20 protein-coding genes are annotated in these 22151 nt (G+C 57.8%); 10 read left to right on the top strand and 10 right to left on the bottom strand.

Going from position 1 to position 22151, the window contains the following annotated elements; translation table 11 throughout:
* Window positions 1–284: 284 nt before the first annotated feature.
* From LG204_RS07895 to LG204_RS07870, 6 genes are all read left to right on the top strand, one after another.
* Window positions 285–1388, top strand: coding sequence for a porin (locus LG204_RS07895; protein WP_230336756.1), 1104 nt, complete (start codon window positions 285–287; stop codon window positions 1386–1388).
* Window positions 1389–1664: 276 nt separating this feature from the next.
* Complete coding sequence (locus LG204_RS07890; protein ID WP_230336755.1) at window positions 1665–2300, top strand: OmpW/AlkL family protein; 636 nt, start codon at window positions 1665–1667, stop codon at window positions 2298–2300.
* Window positions 2301–2364: 64 nt separating this feature from the next.
* Window positions 2365–3591, top strand: coding sequence for an SfnB family sulfur acquisition oxidoreductase (locus LG204_RS07885; RefSeq protein WP_230336754.1), 1227 nt, complete (start codon window positions 2365–2367; stop codon window positions 3589–3591).
* Window positions 3592–3670: 79 nt separating this feature from the next.
* Complete coding sequence (locus tag LG204_RS07880) at window positions 3671–4942, top strand: O-acetylhomoserine aminocarboxypropyltransferase/cysteine synthase family protein (protein ID WP_230336753.1); 1272 nt, start codon at window positions 3671–3673, stop codon at window positions 4940–4942.
* A 91-nt stretch (window positions 4943–5033) separates the two neighbouring features.
* Entirely contained in the window at window positions 5034–5603 is a 570-nt protein-coding gene (locus LG204_RS07875) for a hypothetical protein (RefSeq protein WP_230336752.1), read from the top strand.
* A 162-nt stretch (window positions 5604–5765) separates the two neighbouring features.
* Window positions 5766–6179: a hypothetical protein gene (locus LG204_RS07870; protein WP_230336751.1), complete on the top strand. Its 414-nt coding sequence runs from the start codon at window positions 5766–5768 to the stop codon at window positions 6177–6179.
* 107 nt (window positions 6180–6286) lie between these two features.
* Here LG204_RS07870 and LG204_RS07865 read toward each other — a convergent pair whose 3' ends face one another.
* The 10 genes from LG204_RS07865 to msuE form a co-directional block, all read right to left on the bottom strand.
* On the bottom strand, window positions 6287–7036 hold the full coding sequence (locus tag LG204_RS07865) for an ABC transporter ATP-binding protein (RefSeq protein ID WP_230336750.1): 750 nt from the start codon (window positions 7034–7036) through the stop codon (window positions 6287–6289).
* Window positions 7037–7201: 165 nt separating this feature from the next.
* Window positions 7202–8554 (bottom strand): ABC transporter substrate-binding protein, encoded by a 1353-nt coding sequence (locus tag LG204_RS07860; RefSeq protein ID WP_230336749.1) that lies wholly within the window; start codon window positions 8552–8554, stop codon window positions 7202–7204.
* Between the two features lie 167 nt (window positions 8555–8721).
* Window positions 8722–9789 (bottom strand): branched-chain amino acid ABC transporter permease, encoded by a 1068-nt coding sequence (locus tag LG204_RS07855; protein ID WP_230336748.1) that lies wholly within the window; start codon window positions 9787–9789, stop codon window positions 8722–8724.
* Window positions 9790–9798: 9 nt separating this feature from the next.
* Window positions 9799–10680: a branched-chain amino acid ABC transporter permease gene (locus LG204_RS07850; RefSeq protein WP_230336747.1), complete on the bottom strand. Its 882-nt coding sequence runs from the start codon at window positions 10678–10680 to the stop codon at window positions 9799–9801.
* Between the two features lie 44 nt (window positions 10681–10724).
* Window positions 10725–11495 carry an ABC transporter ATP-binding protein gene (locus tag LG204_RS07845; RefSeq protein WP_230336746.1) on the bottom strand — a complete coding sequence of 257 codons (771 nt, stop codon included), beginning with the start codon at window positions 11493–11495 and terminating at the stop codon, window positions 10725–10727.
* Window positions 11492–12733, bottom strand: coding sequence for an AMP-binding protein (locus LG204_RS07840; protein ID WP_230336745.1), 1242 nt, complete (start codon window positions 12731–12733; stop codon window positions 11492–11494). Before LG204_RS07840 ends, LG204_RS07845 begins: the two co-directional genes overlap by 4 nt.
* Window positions 12734–12756: 23 nt before the next feature.
* Window positions 12757–13860 carry a dimethylsulfone monooxygenase SfnG gene (gene sfnG / locus LG204_RS07835; protein WP_230337865.1) on the bottom strand — a complete coding sequence of 368 codons (1104 nt, stop codon included), beginning with the start codon at window positions 13858–13860 and terminating at the stop codon, window positions 12757–12759.
* Between the two features lie 99 nt (window positions 13861–13959).
* Window positions 13960–15279, bottom strand: a complete 1320-nt coding sequence (locus LG204_RS07830) for an ABC transporter substrate-binding protein (RefSeq protein WP_230336744.1) — start codon at window positions 15277–15279, stop codon at window positions 13960–13962.
* A gap of 43 nt (window positions 15280–15322) precedes the next feature.
* Entirely contained in the window at window positions 15323–16447 is a 1125-nt protein-coding gene (gene sfnG, locus LG204_RS07825) for a dimethylsulfone monooxygenase SfnG (protein WP_230336743.1), read from the bottom strand.
* 29 nt (window positions 16448–16476) lie between these two features.
* A complete protein-coding gene (gene msuE, locus LG204_RS07820) occupies window positions 16477–17073 on the bottom strand; it encodes an FMN reductase (RefSeq protein WP_230336742.1) in 597 nt (198 codons plus the stop codon).
* 447 nt (window positions 17074–17520) lie between these two features.
* Between msuE and LG204_RS07815 the strand changes: the two genes are divergently transcribed.
* The 4 genes from LG204_RS07815 to LG204_RS07800 all read left to right on the top strand — a co-directional run bounded on the left by LG204_RS07815 (window position 17521) and on the right by LG204_RS07800 (window position 22151).
* Window positions 17521–18756, top strand: a complete 1236-nt coding sequence (locus LG204_RS07815) for an SfnB family sulfur acquisition oxidoreductase (protein ID WP_230336741.1) — start codon at window positions 17521–17523, stop codon at window positions 18754–18756.
* Window positions 18757–18944: 188 nt separating this feature from the next.
* The gene (locus tag LG204_RS07810) at window positions 18945–19622 is read left to right on the top strand and encodes a CerR family C-terminal domain-containing protein (protein ID WP_230336740.1); all 678 of its coding nucleotides are present in this window, start codon (window positions 18945–18947) and stop codon (window positions 19620–19622) included.
* Complete coding sequence (locus tag LG204_RS07805) at window positions 19619–21064, top strand: efflux transporter outer membrane subunit (protein ID WP_230336739.1); 1446 nt, start codon at window positions 19619–19621, stop codon at window positions 21062–21064. The genes LG204_RS07810 and LG204_RS07805 overlap by 4 nt, the downstream gene beginning before the upstream one ends.
* A 1-nt stretch (window position 21065) precedes the next feature.
* Complete coding sequence (locus tag LG204_RS07800) at window positions 21066–22151, top strand: efflux RND transporter periplasmic adaptor subunit (RefSeq protein ID WP_230336738.1); 1086 nt, start codon at window positions 21066–21068, stop codon at window positions 22149–22151.

Raw genomic sequence — 22151 nt, 5'->3', positions numbered from 1 at the left:
GATGAGTATCTCATGCTTGCCAATTTAAATTGGCAATTTAAACGCGCTTCATACCTTATGGGCTCCAGGCTTAAAACCTGCTTTCCCACCAGCACCCATTCGTCATCCTGCTGATCATCCAGCAAGTCGTTTTTGCATAAAAATTAATAACTTATTGATTTAAAACAAGCTCACACATGGCACGCTCCGTGCCTATATACCCTCGATTTGTCAGCTTGCCTGCAGTGCAGCATTTGCAGGCCGCGGCGATGACGTTTTCACCATCACTATCAGGGTATATAACAATGCAAAACTCATTATTCACATCATACTGGGCAACACTGGCGGTTTCAGCAGTCTTGCTGGGGAGCAGCGCGGCGGCACTGGCGGCACCCACATTCCAACGCGACGAAGATCAGTTCATCAACATCGGCGTGGCGTATCGTGGCAGCTACAGTTCGATCAAGGATGCAGCGCCTAACGGCAAAGATCGCTCCAATGACTTTGAGACCGAAGAAGCGCGTCTCTACACCAACGGCAAGGTGCATGAGAATGTGTCGTTTGAATTCAACTTTGCGCGCAATGCCGCCGATAACCAGATCGAGATTCTGGATGCGCACGTTGGCCTGGAGCTGAACAAGTATTTCAACGTGTGGGTGGGCCGCTTTTTGCCGCCAGCCAGCCGCGCTTCCGCTTCAGCCCCGATGTATCCGCCGACCTTTGACTTCCCGCTGGTCGAGCAGGCCCCCAACCGCTTTGGTGGTCGTGATGATGGCGCCACCGTCTGGGGTTCCAACGAAAGTCAGGCACTGAAATACCAGATGGGCGCCTTCAAGCGCCGCGATGGCAGTTCCAACCAGTCAGACAATCTGTCATTTGCTGGTCGCCTGCAATACAACTTCTGGGATACCGAGCCCGGCTTCTACAATCTCGCGAGCTATGATGGTTCAAAATCCATCCTGTCCGTCGGTGGCTCTTACCGCTTCCAGAAAGATGGCGCGGGCACCATTACCAACCCCGGTGATTACCGCTACTGGAACGTAGACGGCCGCCTGGAAAAACCGCTGGAAAATGGTGCCGTCGTCGGTGCCGAAGCCTCCTATTACAACTACAACAACGACAGCACTGGCGATACCCTGGCACCACAGGGCAAAGGTTACTTTGTCACCGGCAGCTATGCCTTTGCGCAAACGGTGGGCATCGGCAAGATCCAGCCCAAGTTTGTGTATCAGGACTTTGACAACGACACCACCAATACCAACACCCGGCGCCTGGACCTGGGCGCCAGCTACCTGATCAAGGGTAGCAATGTGCGTATTGATACCTTCTGGTTCAAACAGCAGCAGGACAACAACCAGGCTGACATCGATGGCGTAAAGGTCATCTTCCACGTCGCCCATTTCTTCTAATTTGCCCGCCGACGCCATCAGGCGCCGGCGGCTCCCCGCGCCTCTCACTGCCCGTTGTTCGCAACGGGCTTTTTTTATGCTCGTGCTGCACAAGGTCGCTTCTTATGCAGCACGCTGCCAGCAGTCTGCTGGTCAGGCAACCCCCTAAAAAAACAATATCGTTAAAAATCAATATATTAAATCTGGCCCGATCTCTGCTAAGTAGATCATGGGTGCAATACCAATACCAATGGCTCGCACTTTTGCAATTACCTATTAATTACAAAAGGAAGAACTATGTCCCACTCTGCATTATCTCACCCTCTACGTCTTATCCTGGGTAGCCTGTGGCTCGGCCTTGTCGTGGCGACACCCGCCCTGGCAGAAAGCGATACCGCAGGTCCATGGCAATTACGCGCAGGTGCCTCCTTCATTGTGCCAACCTCGGATAACGGCAGCATCATCAACCATAGCGCCGAAGTCGATATCGGTAACCGCGTCGGCCCTTCATTCAACATCGGTTATTTCATCACGCCTCATTGGGCGCTCGACCTGCTGGGTGGTTTAGCCTTCAAGCACCAGATTGATGTCAACGGCAGCCGCGCAGGTGAAGCCAAGCATCTGCCGCCTATCCTCAGCCTGCAATATCACTTCAGGCCAGAAGCCACCTTGCGGCCGTTTGTCGGCGTAGGCATCAACTACACACGATTTCTCGATGAAAAACTGGACAGCGGCGACAAGCTCAAGCTGGGTAGCTCATGGGGCCCTGCCTTACAGGCTGGCCTGGACTACGCGCTGGATGATCACTGGACCGTAGGTGCCGACATCCGCTATGCGCGCATCAATAGCAAAGTCAGCATCAATGGCAATGATGTCGGCGATGTGGATGTGAATCCCTTTATCTACTCGGTCAATGTGGGCTATCGCTTCTAATCCCTATCAGCGCAAGCGGCCTGCAAGACCGCTTGCGCATATCACCTCATTTCAGGAGATTTTCATGAGTACACCACCCAACACCCTGCCCAAGCCTGTATTAAGCCAGCCAGCTCATCGCATTCAGTCGGATGCGGAAGCAATTGAGATTGCCCACAAACTGGCCGCCGAATTTGCTCGCGAGGCGGCCCAGCGCGACCGCGAACGCCGCCTGCCGGTGCAGGAATTGGATGCTTTTTCGCAAAGTGGCCTATGGGCCATCACCATTCCCAAACAATACGGTGGCGCGGGGGTGTCGTATCGCACCCTGGGCGAGGTTATCAAGATCATTTCTGCCGTGGACCCATCGCTCGGGCAGTTGCCGCAAAACCATCTGGTGATTATTGAGCACCTGATCCTGGATGGCACCGAGGCGCAAAAGCGCTACTTCTTTGATCTGGTGCTACGCGGCGCCCGCTTTGGCAATGCCTTCTCGGAAAAAGGCGGCCGCACGGTGGCCGAGTTTTCCACGCTGATTCAGCCTGATGGCCAGGATTACATCGTCAATGGCACCAAGTTTTTTGCCACCGGCGCCTTGCTGGCGCACTGGATTCCCATTGTGGCGGTCGATAGCGCTGGATTGCCGCATCTGGCGCTGGCAGAACAGGGGACACCGGGACTCACGGTGGTCAATGACTGGTCCAGCTTTGGGCAGCGCACCACCGCCAGCGGTACCGTGCTGATTGATCAGGTGCGGGTACCGGCCAACCATGTCGTGCCCATCTATCAGGCATTTGCCCGGCCCACGATAGGTGGTCCCAGCTCCCAGTTCATCCAGGCCGCCGTCGACGCCGGTATTGCCACCGGCAGCATTGCCGCCACGCTCGAGTATGTCCGCCAGTCAGCCCGGCCATGGATAGATGCCAAGGATATCGAACGCGCCAGCGACGACCCTTACACCATTCAGCAGGTTGGCGACCTTGAATTACGTCTGCATGCCGCCGAAGCCCTGTTGGACCGTGCCGCCGACAAACTGGCCATCGCCGCGAATACGCCAGACGAAGCCAGCGTGGCGGCCGCCTCGATCGCTGTTGCCGAGGCCAAGGTACTCACCACTGAGATTGCGCTGCTAGCCAGCAACAAGCTGTTTGAACTGGGCGGCACGCGCTCCACACTGGAGGAATACAACCTGGACCGCCATTGGCGCAATGCCCGCACGCACACGCTGCACGATCCGGTGCGCTGGAAATTCCATGCTATCGGCAATTACTACCTGAACAAGGTCAATCCGCCTCGGCATCCTTGGTTATAAGCATCTGACCAAATGGTATAAACCCGGCCGCGCGCCGGGTTTATAGTAACGCCACAACAACAACGCAACAGGAGAAACCATGAAACCAGAAACCCTTGCCATCCACGCTGGCTATTCGCCAGACCCCACTACAAAAGCGGTGGCCGTGCCCATCTACCAGACCAGCTCGTATGCCTTTGATAACACCCAGCATGGCGCTGATCTGTTTGACCTGAAAGTCCAGGGCAATATCTACACCCGCATCATGAACCCAACCACCGCTGTGCTGGAAGAACGCCTGGCCCAGCTCGAAGGCGGTATAGGCGCGCTGGCGCTGGCCTCGGGCATGGCGGCGATTACTTATGCCATCCAGACCATCGCGGAGGCAGGGGACAATATCGTCTCCGTCTCCACGCTGTATGGCGGCACCTATAATTACTTTGCCCACACCCTGCCCAAGCAGGGCATCGAAGTGCGCTTTTTTGATTATCGCGACCCGGCTTCACTGGAAAAACTGATTGATAGCAAAACCAAGCTGGTATTTGCCGAAACCATAGGCAATCCGCTTGGCAATGTGGTGGACCTTGAAGCCATCAGCCGCCATGCGCATCGCCATGGCGTGCCAGTAGTCGTCGACAGCACGGTCGCCACGCCTATCCTGGCGCGGCCATTCGAGCATGGCGTGGATATCGTGGTGCACTCGCTGACCAAATACATAGGCGGCCACGGCAACTCCATCGGCGGCGCCATTATCGATAGCGGCAAATTTCCCTGGGGCGAACATGCCGAACGTTTCCCCAGCCTGAATACGCCCGACCCCAGCTACCACGGTGTCAACTACGTGGAAGCGCTGGGCGCCGCCGCCTATATTGCCCGCGCCCGCGTGGTGCCGCTGCGCAATACGGGGGCGGCCATCAGCCCGTTCAATAGCTTCCTCATCCTGCAGGGGCTGGAAACCCTGCCGCTGCGGATTGAGCGCCACAGCGACAATGCCTTGCGCATAGCCCAATACCTGCAGCAACACCCCAAGGTGAAATGGGTCAATTACGCCGGGCTGCCAGACCATCCTGACCGTGCGCTGGTCGATAAATACCTGAGCGGCCGCGCCTCCGGCATCCTGTCGTTTGGGGTCGAGCATGGCCTTGAGGGAGGCACGCGTTTTATCGACGCGCTCAAGCTCTTCACCCGCCTGGTCAATATTGGCGATGCCAAGAGCCTGGCGTGCCACCCAGCCACCACAACGCATCGCCAGCTCAGCCCGGAAGAGCTGAAAAAAGCCGGCGTGAGCGAAGACCTGGTGCGCTTGTCAGTCGGTATTGAGCATGTGGACGACCTGATTGCCGATCTGGAACAAGCGTTAAGCGAGGTTTAAACCACGCCTTATCCATCCACATCCGTCGGGCAAGCGCAAAGCATCGCCTTGCCCGCCCATGGTTAACGCCAGTCCAAGGAGATCGCATGACATGAGCAAACCGCACCATGTAGACGCCAATTACCGCTTTATTGCCGGTTATCAGGAGGTCAACGCTCGCATCAACCAGCGGCAGCAGGCGCTTACGCTGTATGTCACCCTCACGGTCAGCCTGCTGGCGGCGCTGGTTGCCCTCAAGCCCGGCGCTGGCACGGATACCCTGCCGGTGGAGTGGCTGGTGCTGGGCTTTCCCGTGGCTTCCACCTGCCTGGCATTTCTGAATTACAAAACCGAGCGCGCCATCACCAATCTGCGCCGGTTTCTTTCGCAGCTGGAGCAATTGGGTAATGATGACCACGGCCTGCCCAGCTACAACACCGATCCACAATGGGCGCAGGGCGCCAACCGCGCACGCCGCTTTCAGGATTACGCGGCCGCCGTGCTTGTAGCAGGCGGCAATGCCATTGGCCTGGGTGCAGTACTGCATATCTACCCGCAACGCATGGCAAGCTATCCGCTCATGTTGTGGATCAGCATTGCCATTGCGCTGGTTTCGCTACTGGCCCTTTTATGGATACCCAAGTGGAGCTACACGCCCCAGTCTGCCAGTCCCCCGCATTAATTCACATCGGGGCCACTTACGTGGCTCCGCATTTCATAACCGCAAACAAACCGCCAATTTCCGTTCTGTTCCGGCCTATGCCGCACCGCCCCGCTGACTATGATGCAAGGCTGACGCATCGTGTGTGCGATCAGCCAATAACAAGAGTCGGGGAGTCCTGCAATGAGTATCAGCCCATTCATCACTGCCACGCCGCTGGGAGCGGCGGCGGCTTATCGTACGCGTGTGGATAGCAGTCAGGCAAAAGCGCTGGAGCTGAGCACGCTGACGACCGAAGAAAGTACGCAGCAAACCGCCAGCGCCAGCAGCGTGGCAGCATCCGAAAAAACGCTGGAAAACAGCACGGTCAAGAGTGATCCGGCACAAGAGCTGCAGGATTACATGAAAATGTCGTACGCGGAAAAGCTGCAATGGTCGTGGATGCATGCGCACGGCATCAGCAAGGAAGATTTTGAGGCCATGAGCCCGGAAGACAAGCAGAAACTGCTGGACCAGATGCGCGAAGAGTTGAAGCAGAAAGCCAGCAGCGCAGAAGTAGACCGTAGCCAGAATCCCCCTATTGATGTGTATGTTTGAGGACTGATACGCTACACCAGCGAGTCCATTCAGCTAACGATAGGCCTCTGCAGCCCGCTCAATTATCCAGTACGTTTTAAACCAATCATTCACGCCAAAGCCTGCGTCTAGGCGGCTTCCAGCCCCAGATACAGCGCCTGCAGATCACTGCGGTTTTTCAGGTCGGCGGTGGTGCCTTCCGCCGCCACACGGCCGCTTTCGATGATGTACCCCACATCCGCATACTTGAGGGCAATGCTGGCGTTCTGCTCGGCCAGCAGAAAACTCACGCCCTGCTGGCGATTCAGCGTATGTACGATCTCGAAAATCTCTTCCACCACCAGCGGTGCCAGGCCCATGGAAGGCTCATCCAGCAGCACCAGCTTGGGTTCAGCCATCAGCGCGCGACCTATCGCCACCATCTGCTGCTCGCCGCCGGATGTATAGCCAGCCTGATTGCGCCGCAACAGCTTGAGGCGGGGGAAGTAATGGTAAATCTTCTCCAGCGATTCAGTGAGCCTGGCACGGGAGCGATGGCGCACATAGCCGCCGGTCAGCAGGTTTTCTTCCACGCTAAGGTGCGCAAAACAATGGCGGCCTTCCAGCACCTGCACCAGGCCAAGTTCGACCAAACTATGAGGGCTGGCACTGGTGATATCGCGGTTGAGATAATAGATGCGGCCATCCACTACCTCGCCGCGCTCGGCATTGGCAAGGCCGGAAATCGCCTTGAGCGTGGTGCTCTTGCCCGCGCCATTTGCCCCCAGCAGGGCGACAATACTGCCGGGAGCGACCTTGAGCGAGATGTTGCGCACGGCAAGGATCACCTTGTCGTAGATGACTTCAATGTTATCAAGTTGCAGCAAAGGGGCCGTCATGGCGCACTCCATCAGGTAATGATTTCGGAGGCGCCCTCATTGCCATCGGCAACAAAGGCGCAACCGGAATCAGGCTCACGTCACGCAACCAAGGGGGATCACGTCGCGAGCCTGTTTCATGAACAGCACTGCGGGGCTCACGCAGTGCCTTTCAGCTCAGGGCGATCAAGATTCCTTGGAGCAATCGCGTGGGGTAATGCCTTTTTCCTTGGCATACTGGTGCGATGACTCTTCGATGATAGGACGCAGCAACTTGCGGTCTGCCTGTACCCAATCCGAGATCACGTTCCATTTACTGCCATCCCACTGCTGGAAGCGCACAGCACCGCCGCCCTCATGGTCAGAGCAAGACAGCTTGAGTGGTTGCACCAGGCCATAGGCACCGAGTTCCTTCAGGCGCTTTTCATCCAGGCGGATGTTTTCAAAGCCCCAGCGTACTTCTTCGCCGGTCAGCGGACGTTTGCCAAACTTGGCCTGGGCCACACGCACGGCTTCCACGTTCAGAATGCCATTCACCACGCCCAGGTTGTAATACACGGTGCCAAAGCGCTTGGGATCTTGCAGATTGCCCTTGCCCGCTTTCAGCACGACCTTGTCGATATCCTGTAATACCGGAAAGTTGGTACCAGAAGGATGCGTGGTGATCGAGATAAAGCCTTTGGCAGCCGAGCCCGCTGGTGCAGCATCTTCTTCCGAGTTGCTCCAAATGTTGCCGATGATGTGGTCCGCCGGGAAGCCGGTCTTCTGGGCCGTCTTTAGCGCCACCGGATTCATCACGCCCCAGCCACGCAAGATCACCCAATCCGGCTTGATACGGCGGATGTTGAGCCATTGCGATTGCTGCTCGTTGCCGGGGTGTGGCACTTCCAGCAGGGTCAGCTCAAAGCCGTATTTCTTGGCCAGCAATTCCAAGATGGGATTGGTTTCCTTGCCATAAGGCGAGCCGTGGTACAGGGTCACGATCTTCTTGCCCTTGAGCTTATCCAGGCCGCCTGACTTGGTGGCGATGTAGTTGATGATGGCGGACACTTCGCTATACGGGTTCAACTGCAGCGGGAACACATACGGGAATACGCTGCCATCGGTAGAGTCCGTGCGGCCATGGTTGATGGTGATCAGCGGCAGCTTGTCGGCAGCCGAGCGCTCCAGCGTGGCGTAGGCAATGCCCACGGACAGCGGATTGGTCGCAGCAGCGGGGGCGCCGTTCAAGCCCTTCTTCAGGCGCTCGTAGCACTCCACGCCTTTTTCCACCACGTATTCGGTTTCGCACTCGCTCCAAGTGAATTTGACGCCGTTAACGCCGCCTTCCTTGGTATTCACGTATTGCAGATAATCGATAAAGCCACCGAAAAAACCGGTACCGCCAGCCGCGTAAGGGCCTACGCGGTAACTCTGCAATGGAAAATACTGCTCATTTGCTGCCTGGGCGCTGCCTGCAAACAGACTGGCACTGAGCAGACTAGACCCCAGGCCGATAGCCGCGGCCAGCTTAAGGCCTTGTTGGACAACTCGTAACATCAGATAGACTCCTTGGTTTTAATTAAATAAATCAACAGCGTTTTTAGTTATATAAAAGACCGCACAAATGCCGGAATTCAACACATGATGCTTCGCCCCCTATTGACTAAGTGTGTGCGTGGCCGCGCCGGGAGATGTTGACATCACCAGCGCCACCAGCGCGGTAATCAGTACCGTAGCGGCCAGATGCGGCTGCGCTCACGGAAGTTTTGCCACAGGCGGGCGAGACCAAACGGCTCCTTGATCAGGAAGAACACAATCAGCCCGCCAAAAATGATCTTTTGCAGGTTTTCCAGTTGACCGGGGTCGATCAGCCCCGCCAGCACTGTGCCGGATAGATTCGACAGCAAGATCGGCAGCAGCACGATAAATGCCGCCCCCAGGAAATTGCCCAGAATGCTGCCCATGCCGCCGATGATGATGATGAACAGGATCTGGAACGAGCGTGTGAGATCAAAGCCATGCGGCTCCACCGTGCCCAGGTAAGTAAATGCCCACAAGGCCCCGGCCACCCCCAGGAAGAACGAGCTGATGGCAAACGCCAGCAGCTTGGTCTTGAGGATGGGAATACCGATCACTGCCGCCGCCGTATCCATATCGCGCACCGCCATCCAGTGACGGCCCAGCTCGCTGCGCACGATGTTGCGCGCAAGCAGCGCCAGCGCCACCACCACCGCCAGCGTCAGCAGGTAACGGCCTGCGGGCGAACTGAAATCACGGCCCCAAATCAGCAGGGGGGGCGCCGTGATAACGCCGGAGGCATTGTTATTGGAAAACCAGCCAACACTGGTCAGCACCCATTGCACAAAAAACTGCGCCGCCAGCGTCGACACCAGCAGGTAGAAGCCCTTGATGCGTAGACTGGGCAAGCCAAACAGGATGCCAACGCCCGCAGCGGCTACCCCGCCCAGAATAAAGCTCAGCAGAAAAGGCAGGCCCTCGATACGCAAATGGAAGTTGTAGGCCGCAAACGCCCCCACCGCCATGAAGGCCGCCGAGCCCAGCGATAACTGCCCGGCATAACCGGTGAGCAGATTCAGCCCCAACCCCGCCAGCGACAGCACCAGGAATGGCACCAAGATGGCGCTGAACCAGTAATCGTTGGCAATGAAGGGCACCACGGCAAAGGCAAACACCAGCAGCAGGTAAAAGCCTGCCCGCTCCTGCCACAAGCGGAAGAGTCGGCGATCGGCACGGTAATCGCTGATGAATTGCCCGGATTCTCTATACAGCATGCTGCTCTCCTACACGCGCTCGATGGCGCGTTCGCCAAAAATACCCGCTGGCCGCACCAGCAAAAACACCAGGGCCAACACATACGGGAACCAGTTTTCAATACCACCGCCGATGATGGGCCCGATAAAGACCTCGGCCAGCTTTTCCGAGGCGCCGATAATAAGACCGCCAACGATGGCACCTCCAATCGAGGTAAAGCCACCGATAATCAGCACTGGCAAGGCTTTCAGCACCACCAGAGACAAGGAGAACTGCACGCCCAGGCGCGCGCCCCACAACAGTCCGGCCACCAGCCCGACAAACCCGGCCACCGCCCAGACGATCAACCAGATACGTTGCAGCTTGATACCCACCGCCAGTGCAGCCAGCTGGTCATCAGCCACAGCCCGCAAGGAAATCCCGGTGCGGGTCTTGTTGAACAGCCAGGATAAAAAGATCACCAGCACGCCAGCCACGCCCGCCGCAAAAATATCAAACTGCGACAGCAGCATGCCGCCCAGCTCCAGCGGCTCATCGCTGATGCCTAGCTCCAGACCGTGCACCTGAGCACCCCATACCGCCTGCGCCAGACCTTCGATCATGTAACTCAGCCCCAGCGTCGCCATAAACAGCGTAATCGGCGGCCGGTTGACCAGCTTGCGCAGCATGAAGCGCTCAATCGCCCACGCCAGCACCACCATGGTCAACATAGTGATACCAAAGGTCAGCCAGAACGGGATGCCACGCTCCAGCAGGCTGACAAAGGTCAACGCGGCAAACAGCACCATGGAACCCTGCGCGAAATTGAACACGCCTGATGCCTTGTAGATGAGCACGAAGCCAATAGCGACCAGCGAATACATCACGCCCGCCAACAGCCCGCCCAGCAATACTTCAAAGAAAAATTCCATTTCGTTACTTTCCCCAGAGGGTGACCAATCGTGTATGAACCTGCTTAATGCGATGTCCCCAGATACGCCGCGATCACGTCCGGGTTTTCGCGCACCTCCTGCGGCGTGCCATCGCCAATTTTCTTGCCATAATCCAGCACCACCACGTGGTCAGAGAGATTCATCACCACGCCAATATCGTGTTCGATCAGCACGATGGTGGTACCAAACTCGCGCTGGGTATCCAGGATAAAGCGGCTCATGTCGGCTTTTTCCTCGTGGTTCATGCCCGCCATGGGCTCATCCAGCAGCAGAAGCCGGGGCTCGGCCGCCAGCGCACGCGCCAGCTCCACGCGCTTTTGCAGGCCATAGGGCAAGGTGCCGACGATGCTGTTGCGCCAAGGCTGTATGCGCAGAAAATCAATGATCTCTTCAGCGCGCTTGCGCTGTATCACTTCATCGCCCGGTGCCCGGCCGATATGCAACGCCTGCTCCAGCCAGCTGCCACGCACCTTCAGGTTGCGCCCAGTCAGCACGTTATCCAGCACGCTCATCCCCTTGAACAAGGCGATGTTCTGAAATGTGCGGGCAATGCCGCGACGCGCCGCCGCATGGGGCTGCATGCGACGCAAACGGGTACCGGCATATATGATGTCGCCGATATCCGGCTGATACACGCCATTGATCACATTCAACAGCGAGCTTTTACCGGCGCCATTAGGGCCGATCAGGGCGCAAATCTCGCCCTCATTAACGGCAAAGCTGATATCGGTAATCGCCTTCACGCCTTTGAATGACAACGAGATATGGCTCAGCTCAAGCAAGGGGCTGCTCATGATGGGATCCCCGCCGTGTTGATGGTGGCGGCCGAGAGGCTGACGCTGGCTTGTACTTGCAGCGACGAGGGCCCACGCTTGACCACGCGCGCCTTGCCGCCTTCCAGCACATACCAATAGGCTTGCTCTTCCCAGTTACGAATCTCGATGCCGAGGCTGCGGAAAAAGCGCAGTGAAGATTCCGGCAAGGGCTCGCCCACCAGCAAAGGCACGCGCGTACGGCTGAAGCCGATGACATCGCGCAGCGGGCCTATCACCAGCCACTGCGCCAAGGCCAGTTGCAAACTGAAGCGACGATTCGGCCTCGCCGCTGGTTTTAACGATACGGGCGAAGGATTGCGCGTCGCGCTTGAGGTGCGCAAGGCCCAATCCACCAGACGCCGCCGCCAGCTGCCCGGCTGCGGCATGCGTTGCTGCACCAGCGACTCCAGCCGCTGATAAGTCTCACGGGTGCCCGCCACCAATGTGGGGCCGAGCTCACGGCGGTCGTTATCGCGGGTCGCCAGGTTTTCCGGGAAATTCAAACGAAAGCCTGCCAAGAGCCAGGGTGCCAGCAGATAACGTGCATGGCCGCTGGCAGCAAACGCCCGCGCCGCCAGCGCTTCATCCGCCGCGCTGAGGTTTTCCTGCCGCAACAGGCGCCGCCCCTCATTCAGCAACTCGTGATGGCTTATAGTCTGCAAATGCACCAGCCCTTGCGCATCCAGTCGGTGAAAGGCAAAAGCATGATCCACCGGGGCTACTAGCGGTGCATCGCGCAGGGTTGCAGCCGCCAGCGTGAGCGCGTCGGCATAATCCAGACGTGAAGCCACAGCATCGACCGCCAGACCACGCCGGTCAGCGTAGATCACCAGGCGCGGCGTAACACCCGCCTCGGCCAGCAGATCCACCTCATCCTCGCCCTCGGCAAAGACAAAGGCTGGACGCAACTTTTGCAACAGCTGCACCGTCACCGCACGCTCCACCAGCAGATCCACCGGCGCGGCCAGGCCGCCCAGCCACTGCGCCGCCAGCTGCAGCAGCAAGGCTTGCGGGCGTGGGTGGCTCAGCAGGAAGAGCGCATCCCCCTTGTTGAAGCCGCGCTCACGCAAGACGGCAGCGAGCTGCAGTACCTCGCGCTGCGCATCCTGCCAGTGCAAGGCATGCCAGATGCCCAGCCGCTTGTGGCGGATGGCGACGGCGGTGCCGCGCTGCTCGGACTGCGCCTGCAGCAGGCTGGGTAAGGTATCGTTGCTCATGGAGTGGGCCTGCCTTTTTCTGCTCACGCGGCCAGGGCGACCTTGCCAGCTTCCAGCTCGCGCACCAGCGGCAAGACCTTCTCACCGAAGTAGGCGACTTCTTCCTGGAAGTGCAGGAAACCGGACAACACTAGGTCCACGCCCACCGCCTTCAGTGCCACAATGCGCTCGGCAATCTGCTGTGGCGTGCCGATCAGGTTGGTCTTGAAACCATCGTTGTATTGCACCAGGTCTTCAAATGTGGACTTGGCCCAATTGCCTTCGCCCTCAGGGCTGGATTTGCCCGCCTGTTTGGCAGCATCGCCAAAGGCATTGACCGCTTCGGGGTTAGCTTTGGCGATGATCTCCGCCAGCACCGCCTTGGCTTCTTCTTCGGTATCGCGCGCAATCACGAAGGCATTCACGCCGATCTTGACACTGTGGTTATTGGCCGCAGCCTTGGCGCGGATATCGTCAATCTGCGCCTTGATGCCTTCTACCGTGTTGCCGTTGGTGAAGTACCAGTCAGATACCTTGGCCGCCATGTCACGTGCGGCGCGTGAGCTACCGCCCTGGAACACTTCAGGTTGCTTCAGGGGCTTGGGTTTCAGCGAGTAATTGTGGAAACGGTAGAAATCACCGTGGTAGCTAAAATCATCCTGCGACCAGATGCCTTTCAGCGCTTCGATGAACTCCTGTGAACGGCGATAGCGCTCATCATGCTCCAGCCATGGCTGACCAATCGCCACGAACTCGCCCTTGAACCAGCCAGAGACAATATTCACCGCAACACGGCCGCCGCCGGTCAGATGATCAATCGTTGCAATCTGCTTGGCCACCACAGCGGGGTCCCAGGGACCAGGCAGGATGGCAGCAATCACGTTCAGCTTTTCAGTCGCGGCCAGCAAGGCATGCGAAAACGATACCGACTCATGCTGATACTCGGCACCGTAACCGGCGGTAAAGCGAATCTGGCTCAGGGCATATTCAAACCCGGCTTTTTCGGCAATCTGCGCGAGCTTCTTGTTGTATTCAAAATCCCAGCTGGTGCGCTGCTCGATATTGCTGACGACCAGGCCGCCGCTGACATTCGGTACCCAATAAGCGAACTTGATGGGGGCTTGATGCGTTTGTGTGCTCACAATCATTCCTTTCATAAATGCGGTACCGGGGTACCAAAACGTGATGACGACTGTGCTGGGCATGACACCCGGCAAAATTAATAATCTGAAACCGGAAACAGCTGCTTATTCGGCACTACAATTACGTGGAGTGATGTTTTTCTCCTTGGCATATTGCAGCGCGGACTTCTCAATCAGCGGCCGCAGAAGCTGGCGGTCTGCCTGCACCCAGTCACTAATGATTTGCCAGCGCTTGCCATCCCACTGCTGGAACTTCACAGCGCCACCACCTTCGTGGTCATGGCAGGTCAGCTTGATGGGCTGCAGCAGACCGCTGGCGCCGAGCTCCTCCAGACGCTTGGGCGTGATGTCGATATGCTCGAAGCCCCAGCGCACCTCATCCCCGGTCAAGGGACGCTTGCCAAACCTGGCCTGCGCCACCCGCACGGCCTCTACATGCAGAATGCCGTCGAGAATGCCCATGTTGTAATAGATGCTGCCGACACGCTCCGGCTCGATCTTGCCCTTGCCCGCGGCGTATACGTATTTCTTCACGTCCTGCAACACCGGGAAATCCGTGCCGGAAGGATGCGTGGTGGCCGAGATGTAGCCCTTGGCAGCAGCGCCCGCTGGCTGGGCATCCTCTTCCGAGTTGCTCCATACGTTGCCGATAATGTGATCCGCCGGGAACCCCGTCTTCTGGGCGGTTTTCAGTGCCACCGGATTCATGACGCCCCAGCCGCGCAAAATGACGTAATCCGGTTTGATGCGGCGGATGTTCAGCCATTGCGACTGTTGGTCATTGCCTGGATGTGGCACCTCGATCTGGGTGTTTTCAAAGCCGTATTTCCTGGAGAGCAGATCAAAGATAGGGATGGTCTCTTTGCCATAGGGAGAGCCGTGATACAGCGTCACGATTTTCTTGCCCTTCAACTTGTCAAGGCCGCCTGATTTCTGGCCGATGTAATTGATAATGGCGGAGGCCTCACTCCACGGATTAAGAATGACCGGGAAAATGAACGGAAACACGCTGCCATCGGTAGAGTCCGTGCGACCATGGTTGGGGGTAATCACCGGAATCTTGTCGGTGGTGGCACGCTCAATCACGCCATAGGCAATTCCCACACTGAATGGATTGAAGGTTGTCGCAGTTTTCTTGGTGCGCTCGTAGCACTCCACGCCGCGCTCCACAATGTATTCGGTCTCGCACTCGGTCCAGCTCAACTTGACACCGTTGACGCCACCATCACGCAGATTGATCAGCTGCAGATAATCCTCCAGCCCGCTGGCCTGGCCAGAGCCGCCTGCGGCGTAAGGCCCGATACGGTAACCGGCAATACTGAAATGCTGCTCAGGCTGGGCCGCCATGGCAGGGCCGTGCCATATTCCCAACAAGCCCGCTGCCAGCAGCGCAGCGCTTACCGTAGTTTTAACCGATTGAAACATTGAGACTCCTGTTCATTGTTATTCGATGGATATACGCTGCCATTCAGACGGCTACGCCATCCAGCTCTGCATCTGAAGGTTGGTTTGCGCCAGACACTGTCGCGTTTTCACGGTCACGCACCAGGGGAATAATCTTTTCGCCAAAATGCGCCAGCTCCCAGTCGTAGTTCAATACGCCCACGAGCACGAGATCAATGCCAATGGCGCGTAGCTGTACGATGCGGTCGGCGATCTGTTCACGCGTGCCGATCAGCCCGGTTTTGAAACCGTCATTCGGCTGCACCAGGTCCTGCTGACGCGACTGCGCCCACATGCCCAGCTTGTCGTCCGTGGCCAGCCCCGCCTGCTTCACGGCATTGGCAAACCCGGCAATCGCCTCCGGATCAGCCAGCCGCACAATGTCTTCCTGCACGGCACGCGCTTCGGCTTCGGTATCCCGGGCGATCACAAAGGCATTCACGGCAAACTTGAGCTTGCGGCTATGCTTGGCAGCTTCGGCTGACACTTCGTCGATTTGCGCTTTCAATACCTCCAGCGAACCGCCGTTCATGAAATACCAGTCGGACACGCGGGCTGCCATCTGGCGAGCTGCTTTTGAGTTGCCGCCCTGAAAGATTTCAGGATGCGGGCGTTGCACTGGTTGTGGCTTGTAAGCCAAGGCATTGATCCGGTAAAAATCGCCCTTGAAGGTAAACGGGGCATCCGACCACAAACCTTTCAGCACCCGAATGAACTCCTCAGAACGCCGATACCGCTCGTCATGCTCAAGCCAGGGCTCGCCAAGCGCGTTGAACTCTTCCTTGAACCAGCCACTGACCACATTCACTGCCCAGCGCCCTTGGGAGAGATGGTCAGCGGTCGTGGCGAGCTTGGCCAGTAATGCCGGGGGCCAAATGCCTGGCAACACTGCGGCAATCACTCTCAGTTTCTTCGTTGCCTGCAACAGCGCCGATGTCAGGATCACCGACTCGTGCTGGCCATCGGCCTTATAGCCACCCAAAAAACGGGTTGCCGTCAGCGCATACTCAAAACCAACCCGCTCTGCGGTTTGGGCCAGCGCGATGTTGTATTCCGTACTCCAGCCCGTGGCCTGCTCAATATCGCTAACCACTTGGCCTCCACTCAAATTGGAAACCCAGTAGGCAAACTTGATGCTTTTTTCACTCATGACATTCAGCCCCATTGGTATCAGGACAATCAGGAAGCGCTAGCGACCAGCTTGGCGGTGGCTTCAGCTGCTTCAGGCGTCGCCAGCTCGCGGTGCTTCAAAAAAGGCAGCGCGCGCTCAATGGCAAGGTCGATGCGCTGATCCAGCGCTTCATTGCTGATCTTGTAGTTCGTGAACTCGTTTTCGGTGGCATACACGCCGACAGGCAGCGTGACCGACTGGAAGAAGCTGAACAGCGGACGCAGCTGATGCTCGATCACCAGCGAATGCCGCAGACTGCCGCCAGTGGCGGCCAGCAGCACGGGCACATCAATCAGGGCTTCGTAGTGCACCAGGTCAAACAGATGCTTGAGCAGACCGGTGTATGAACCACGGTAAACCGGGGTGGCAAAAATCAGGAAGTCAGCGCTTTCAATATCATCAATGGCTTTGCGCACAGCCGGCTTAATGCTGTCATAGCTCAGCGATGCGCCGAGGTCAGGTCCCAGCTCGCCCAGCTCAATCAGGTTAAGTTCGATAGGCAAATGCTGCCCAAGGCGCGCGACGATTTCTTCTACCAGTGTCAGGGTGCGGGATGGACGACTGGTACTGCCTGCTACCGCCGTGACTTTCAGTTTCTTGCTCATGGTGACTCCTATTGTCAGGTTCGCGGCTCCAACAAAGAGCCACACTCCCCTAGCTAATAGCAGCAACCGTGCCACCTGACTTTATCCATAAAATTCATACGCTTAACAAAAATACACCGCCGCCGGACCTGTTGCATATGCCGCCAGCATGCTGACCGGCTGCTGCTCAATCAGCAGGTTTTTGCTGAAATCTGATCAAAACCCGGGGCTTTTCTGGCGTTTTCGGGCGAGATTTGGCGAATCAAGGTCGCTCAAGGGAGGAAACCTGCTGATCTAGCAGCACATGGGCAGCAGCCTGCTGCTACAGCCGCGCCCTATATCCGACCATACAAAAATATCCATTAATAATCATATGTATAAATGCTGGCACGCTATGTGCAATTCCATTTGTAGATGGCCTCGCTGCCACATTATTTATCTTATGTTTATTCATGATCAGGAGTTTGTATGACCACAGCATCGATATTGCACAAGGAAACAGACGCCGCGATAGCGTCGCGCCCGCTTGCCCATATTATTAAATCTGACGAGGAAGCAATTGCCGTCGCTCACCAGGTCGCCGCCCACATTGCCAAGGAAGCCGCCGTGCGTGACGCCGAGCGCCGCCTGCCACGCGCAGAGCTGGATTACTTTTCGCAAAGCGGCCTGTGGGGCATTACCGTGCCCAAGGAATACGGCGGCGCATTTGTCTCCAACAGCACGCTGGCGGAGGTGATTGCCATCGTGGCGGAAGCCGACCCCAGCATTGGCCAGATTCCGCAGAACCATCTTTATATGGTGGAAGGCCTGCGCCTGGATGGGACCGAGTGGCAAAAGAAGTTTTTCTTTGATCTGGTATTGCAGGGCGTGCGCTTCGGCAATGCTTTCTCTGAGATCGGCACCCGCACAGTGAATGATGTGAAAACGCGGCTGGCCCCGACCGAAGGCGGTTACCTGCTCTCCGGCAAGAAGTTCTACTCCTCTGGCGCACTGCTGGCCGACTGGGTGCCGGTCGTCGCCAAGGATGAAAACGACAACACCGTGGTCGCCTTCGTGCAAAAAGGCAGCAAGGGCCTGACCATCATTGACGACTGGTCCAGCTTTGGCCAGCGCACCACCGCCAGCGGCACCACTGTGCTGGAGAATATTTTCGTGCCCAGCGAATACGTCTTGCCGCACCATCTGGCGTTTGATCGCCCTACCCCCATGGGCCCGATCGCGCAAATCATCCAGGCCGGGGTTGATACCGGCATTGCCCGCGCCGCCTTGCGCGACACGCTGCATTTTGTGCGCAACCACACCCGCCCATGGATAGATACCGACCTCGAGCATGGCTACGAAGACCCACTCACACTCAAGGACATCGGCGATATCCAGATTCGCGTGCATGCCACCGATGCGTTGCTGAAGCGTGCAGGCGAGTTTATTGATGCCGCGCAAAAGAACCCTAACGAAGAAACCGTGGCCGCTGCCTCGATTGCCGTGGCCGAAGCCAAGGTGCTGAGCACCGAAACCGCGTTGCTCGCGGGCAGCAAACTGTTTGAGCTGGCAGGCACGCGTTCTACGCTGGGCGAATATAACCTGGATCGCCATTGGCGCAATGCCCGCACCCACACCCTGCACGACCCGGTGCGCTGGAAGTATTACGCCGTGGGCAACTATGTGCTGAACAAGGTCAACCCACCGCGCCACCCATGGATCTAACATCGCAATAAAGCCTGACAACCTTGGCTGATAAGACGCTTGGCGGGATATCCCGACCAGGCGTTTTTTTTCGCCGATGCCGGATGTGCGCTTGCACAAGGCGAAAGTTAAATCTTTGTAAGCATTATTGATCAAACGTTTGTTTGATGTATGATGCCAGCTCCACTTAATTCTGGCCGTCCTCGCCCATGTCCCCCACCAACTCGCAGATTGCCAGCCGCACCGACGGTGCCGAAGCACGGCAAAAGATCCTGCTCTGCGCGCTCAAACTGTTCGCTGAAAAAGGCTATGCCAAGACCAGCGTGCGGCAGATTGCCCAAGCCGCCCAAGTCAATGTCTCCGCCATCAGCTATTACTTCACCGATAAAGCGGGCTTGTATCGCACGGTGTTTTCCATGCCGGATCTCATTGCGCGTCCCGGCGAATTTGCCTTTTCTGCCCCCGGCCTGTCCTTGGCTAGCGCTTTGCAGCAGTTCTTTGTGGAGTTCTTCCAGCCCCTGAAAATGGGCGATGTGGTGCACGATGTGGTGAAACTCCGCCATCGCGAGATGCTGGAGCCGACCGGCGTGTGGGAACAGGAAATAGAATGCGAAGTAAAGCCACATCATCTCGCCATGGCTAAGCTGCTCTGCCAGCATCTGGACGTAAAAGAGCCGGATGACGAGATTCGCAGCCTGGTGCTGGCCTGTTTTGGGATGGCGGTGCATATGTATATCGGGCAGAAGGTCATTCGCCATATGTCGCCACAACTGGTGGAAAACCATGCGGCGCTGGACCGCATGGCCGAACGCTACGGCCGCTATGCACTCGCCATGGTGATGGCCGAAAAGGCCCGCCGCGCTGGCGCCGGGGAGCAAACGGCATGAGCGCGACCCCACGCAAGATTTTCCTGTCCGCCTTCCTCGCGAGCTTGCTGGCAGGCTGCCAGGGCTGGCCCATGGTTGGCCCGGATTACCAGAAACCCAAAGCCGTAACGGCGGAAGCATGGCAAGTACAGACTCCCTCCATGAACGCCCAATCAGAAGACTGGTGGCGCCAGTTCAACGACGATGTATTGCTGGAGATCATCACCGCCGCCGAGCGCAACAGCGCCACGGTGGCCGATGCCTACAAGAATATCGCCTCGGCCCGTGCCAACCTGGTGGCCGCGCGCGCCATGGGCTTTGATGGCCTGAGCGCCACGCCATCGATCACCCGCAAGGCCTTCTCTTTCGGCGGCGATCCCACCCTGCTCACCCAGCAGCAGATCAGCTTTGATACCTCGTGGGAGATCGACCTCTTTGGCGGACTGCGGCGCGAACGCGAATCCTCACTGGCCGATTACGATGCCAAGCGCAACCTGCTGCAGGATGCGCGACTTTCAGTCGCCGCGGAGAGCGCCAAGGCGTATAACGACTACCGCTTTTGCCAGCAAAAGGTACGGCTGTATGAGCGCTATCTGGAATCAAAAACCCGCAGCGCCGAGCTGACCGCGTCTGCAGCCGCCCACGGGTTCAAGTCCGACTCGGATAGCGCCCTGGCTCAGGCCACGCAAGCACAGGCCGAAAGCGACCTCAATGACCAGACCATGCAATGCGAATTGCAGATCAAGGCCATGGTGGCACTCACCGGCATCGCCGAGCCACAGTTGCGCGAGCGTCTGGCGCCGCGCGATTTTACTGTGCTGCAACCGGGCGTGTTTGACGTGCCCTCGGTACCGGCCGTCCTGCTGGAACAACGCCCTGACCTGCTGGCCGCGGAGCGCGACCTGGCCGCCGCCAGCGCGGATGTCGGCGTCAAGGAAGCCAATCGCTATCCCAAGATCACGCTGAGCGGCAATATCACGCCGGTACGCTTTATCAACTCAGGCAAAGCCAGCAATGCCGTCACCTGGTCCATAGGCCCGACGATAGACCTGCCCTTGTTTGACATGGGGCAGCGCAAGGCCAATGTCGCCGCCGCATGGGAAAGCCTGCGTGCAGCGGACAGCAACTACCGCAGCAAGGCACGCAATGCGATCAAGGAAGTCGAGCAGAAACTGCTGACGCTGCAAAGTTACAACGCACGCCAGCCCAGCCTGCAGCAGGCCGCCAACAATTATGCGCTGGCACTGGATGCCATCAGCCAGCGCTATGCGGCCGGTTTTGACAATGCGATAGACCTGGAAACGACGCGTCGCAATGCGCTGGAGGCCGACTACGCCCTGACGCAGCTGAACCAGAATCGCATCACAACTCTGATCGAACTTTACATCGCCATTGGTGGCGGCTGGCAAGGTCCCAACACGCCTCTTGCTGCTGCCGACGCCTCCTCTTCCAACGAGAAATAACATGAAAAACCGTCTCCTGATTCTTTCTTTTACCGCACTGCTAACCACGGCGTTGCTGACAGCCTGCCATCCCGGCAAATCCGACAAGGATGCGGCCGAAACCAAACCAGCGCTGACCGTACGGCTGGTAAGCCCGCAAGAAGCCACCACCACGACCAATGTCACCGCTAACGGCAATATTCTTGCCTGGCAGGAAGCCGTAATCGGCAATGAAGTCAGCGGATTGCGCCTGAAAGCGGTGTACGTGAATGTGGGCGCCAAGGTAAGCAAAGGCCAGCTGCTGGCCGAGTTTGACGACGAAACGGTGAAAGCTGATCTCATGCAGAAAGAGGCCGATGCGCTGGAGGCCGAAGCCAATCTGCGCCAGGCCGAGCTGGATGCCAACCGGGTAAAAGGCCTGGCGAAAGGTGCCTTGAGCGAGCAGCAAGTCGTGCAATACCTCACTACCGAGCGAACCGCCAGGGCACGCTATGAGTCCGCCGTGGCCGCGCTGGAAAGCCAGCGCTTGCGCTTGCGCCATACCCGCATTGTGGCGCCCGATTTCGGCACCATCAGTAGCCGTACGGCCACCGTAGGCAGTGTGGTGAATGCCGGTGAAGAGCTGTTTCGCCTGGTAATGCAGGACCGGCTGGAGTGGCGTGGAGAAGTCGGCGCCACCGAACTCGCCAGCATCAAGCCTGGCCAGTCCGTGGAGCTGATGCCCACCGGCAGCCAGCGCACGGTCACCGGCAAGGTGCGCGTGGTAGCACCGACCATGAATCAAGACACGCGCAACACGCTGGTGTATGTGGATATTCCCCACGGGCTGGATAGCCCGCTAAAGAGTGGCATGTTTGCCCGTGGCAGCTTTGCCGTGGGCCAGCAGAGCGGGCTCAGCCTGCCCGCCAGCGCGGTGCTGAATCGCGATGGCTATGAATATGTGTTTACGGTGAGTGACCAGCAGCATGTCGAGCGCCGCAAGGTAGTCAGCGGCGGCCATGTGGGTGACCGCATTATCATTCACGAGGGCATAGATCCCAAGGCCCATTACGTGGAAAGTGGCGTGGGTTTCCTGATCGATGGCGACATCGTGCGCGTAGCGCAATAA

The organism is Methylovorus menthalis, from assembly GCF_020523625.1.
GTDB classification, from domain to species: domain Bacteria; phylum Pseudomonadota; class Gammaproteobacteria; order Burkholderiales; family Methylophilaceae; genus Methylovorus; species Methylovorus menthalis.
Note: the sequence above shows the minus strand (reverse complement) of the source record. Positions and strands in the feature narration are given on the sequence as shown.

Coding starts and splice junctions, on each gene's coding strand:
- LG204_RS07895 (WP_230336756.1), top strand. CDS start 285: ATGCAAAACTCATTATTCACATCATACTGGGCAACACTGGCGGTTTCA.
- LG204_RS07890 (WP_230336755.1), top strand. CDS start 1,665: ATGTCCCACTCTGCATTATCTCACCCTCTACGTCTTATCCTGGGTAGC.
- LG204_RS07885 (WP_230336754.1), top strand. CDS start 2,365: ATGAGTACACCACCCAACACCCTGCCCAAGCCTGTATTAAGCCAGCCA.
- LG204_RS07880 (WP_230336753.1), top strand. CDS start 3,671: ATGAAACCAGAAACCCTTGCCATCCACGCTGGCTATTCGCCAGACCCC.
- LG204_RS07875 (WP_230336752.1), top strand. CDS start 5,034: ATGAGCAAACCGCACCATGTAGACGCCAATTACCGCTTTATTGCCGGT.
- LG204_RS07870 (WP_230336751.1), top strand. CDS start 5,766: ATGAGTATCAGCCCATTCATCACTGCCACGCCGCTGGGAGCGGCGGCG.
- LG204_RS07865 (WP_230336750.1), bottom strand. CDS start 7,036: ATGACGGCCCCTTTGCTGCAACTTGATAACATTGAAGTCATCTACGAC.
- LG204_RS07860 (WP_230336749.1), bottom strand. CDS start 8,554: ATGTTACGAGTTGTCCAACAAGGCCTTAAGCTGGCCGCGGCTATCGGC.
- LG204_RS07855 (WP_230336748.1), bottom strand. CDS start 9,789: ATGCTGTATAGAGAATCCGGGCAATTCATCAGCGATTACCGTGCCGAT.
- LG204_RS07850 (WP_230336747.1), bottom strand. CDS start 10,680: ATGGAATTTTTCTTTGAAGTATTGCTGGGCGGGCTGTTGGCGGGCGTG.
- LG204_RS07845 (WP_230336746.1), bottom strand. CDS start 11,495: ATGAGCAGCCCCTTGCTTGAGCTGAGCCATATCTCGTTGTCATTCAAA.
- LG204_RS07840 (WP_230336745.1), bottom strand. CDS start 12,733: ATGAGCAACGATACCTTACCCAGCCTGCTGCAGGCGCAGTCCGAGCAG.
- sfnG (WP_230337865.1), bottom strand. CDS start 13,860: ATGATTGTGAGCACACAAACGCATCAAGCCCCCATCAAGTTCGCTTAT.
- LG204_RS07830 (WP_230336744.1), bottom strand. CDS start 15,279: ATGTTTCAATCGGTTAAAACTACGGTAAGCGCTGCGCTGCTGGCAGCG.
- sfnG (WP_230336743.1), bottom strand. CDS start 16,447: ATGAGTGAAAAAAGCATCAAGTTTGCCTACTGGGTTTCCAATTTGAGT.
- msuE (WP_230336742.1), bottom strand. CDS start 17,073: ATGAGCAAGAAACTGAAAGTCACGGCGGTAGCAGGCAGTACCAGTCGT.
- LG204_RS07815 (WP_230336741.1), top strand. CDS start 17,521: ATGACCACAGCATCGATATTGCACAAGGAAACAGACGCCGCGATAGCG.
- LG204_RS07810 (WP_230336740.1), top strand. CDS start 18,945: ATGTCCCCCACCAACTCGCAGATTGCCAGCCGCACCGACGGTGCCGAA.
- LG204_RS07805 (WP_230336739.1), top strand. CDS start 19,619: ATGAGCGCGACCCCACGCAAGATTTTCCTGTCCGCCTTCCTCGCGAGC.
- LG204_RS07800 (WP_230336738.1), top strand. CDS start 21,066: ATGAAAAACCGTCTCCTGATTCTTTCTTTTACCGCACTGCTAACCACG.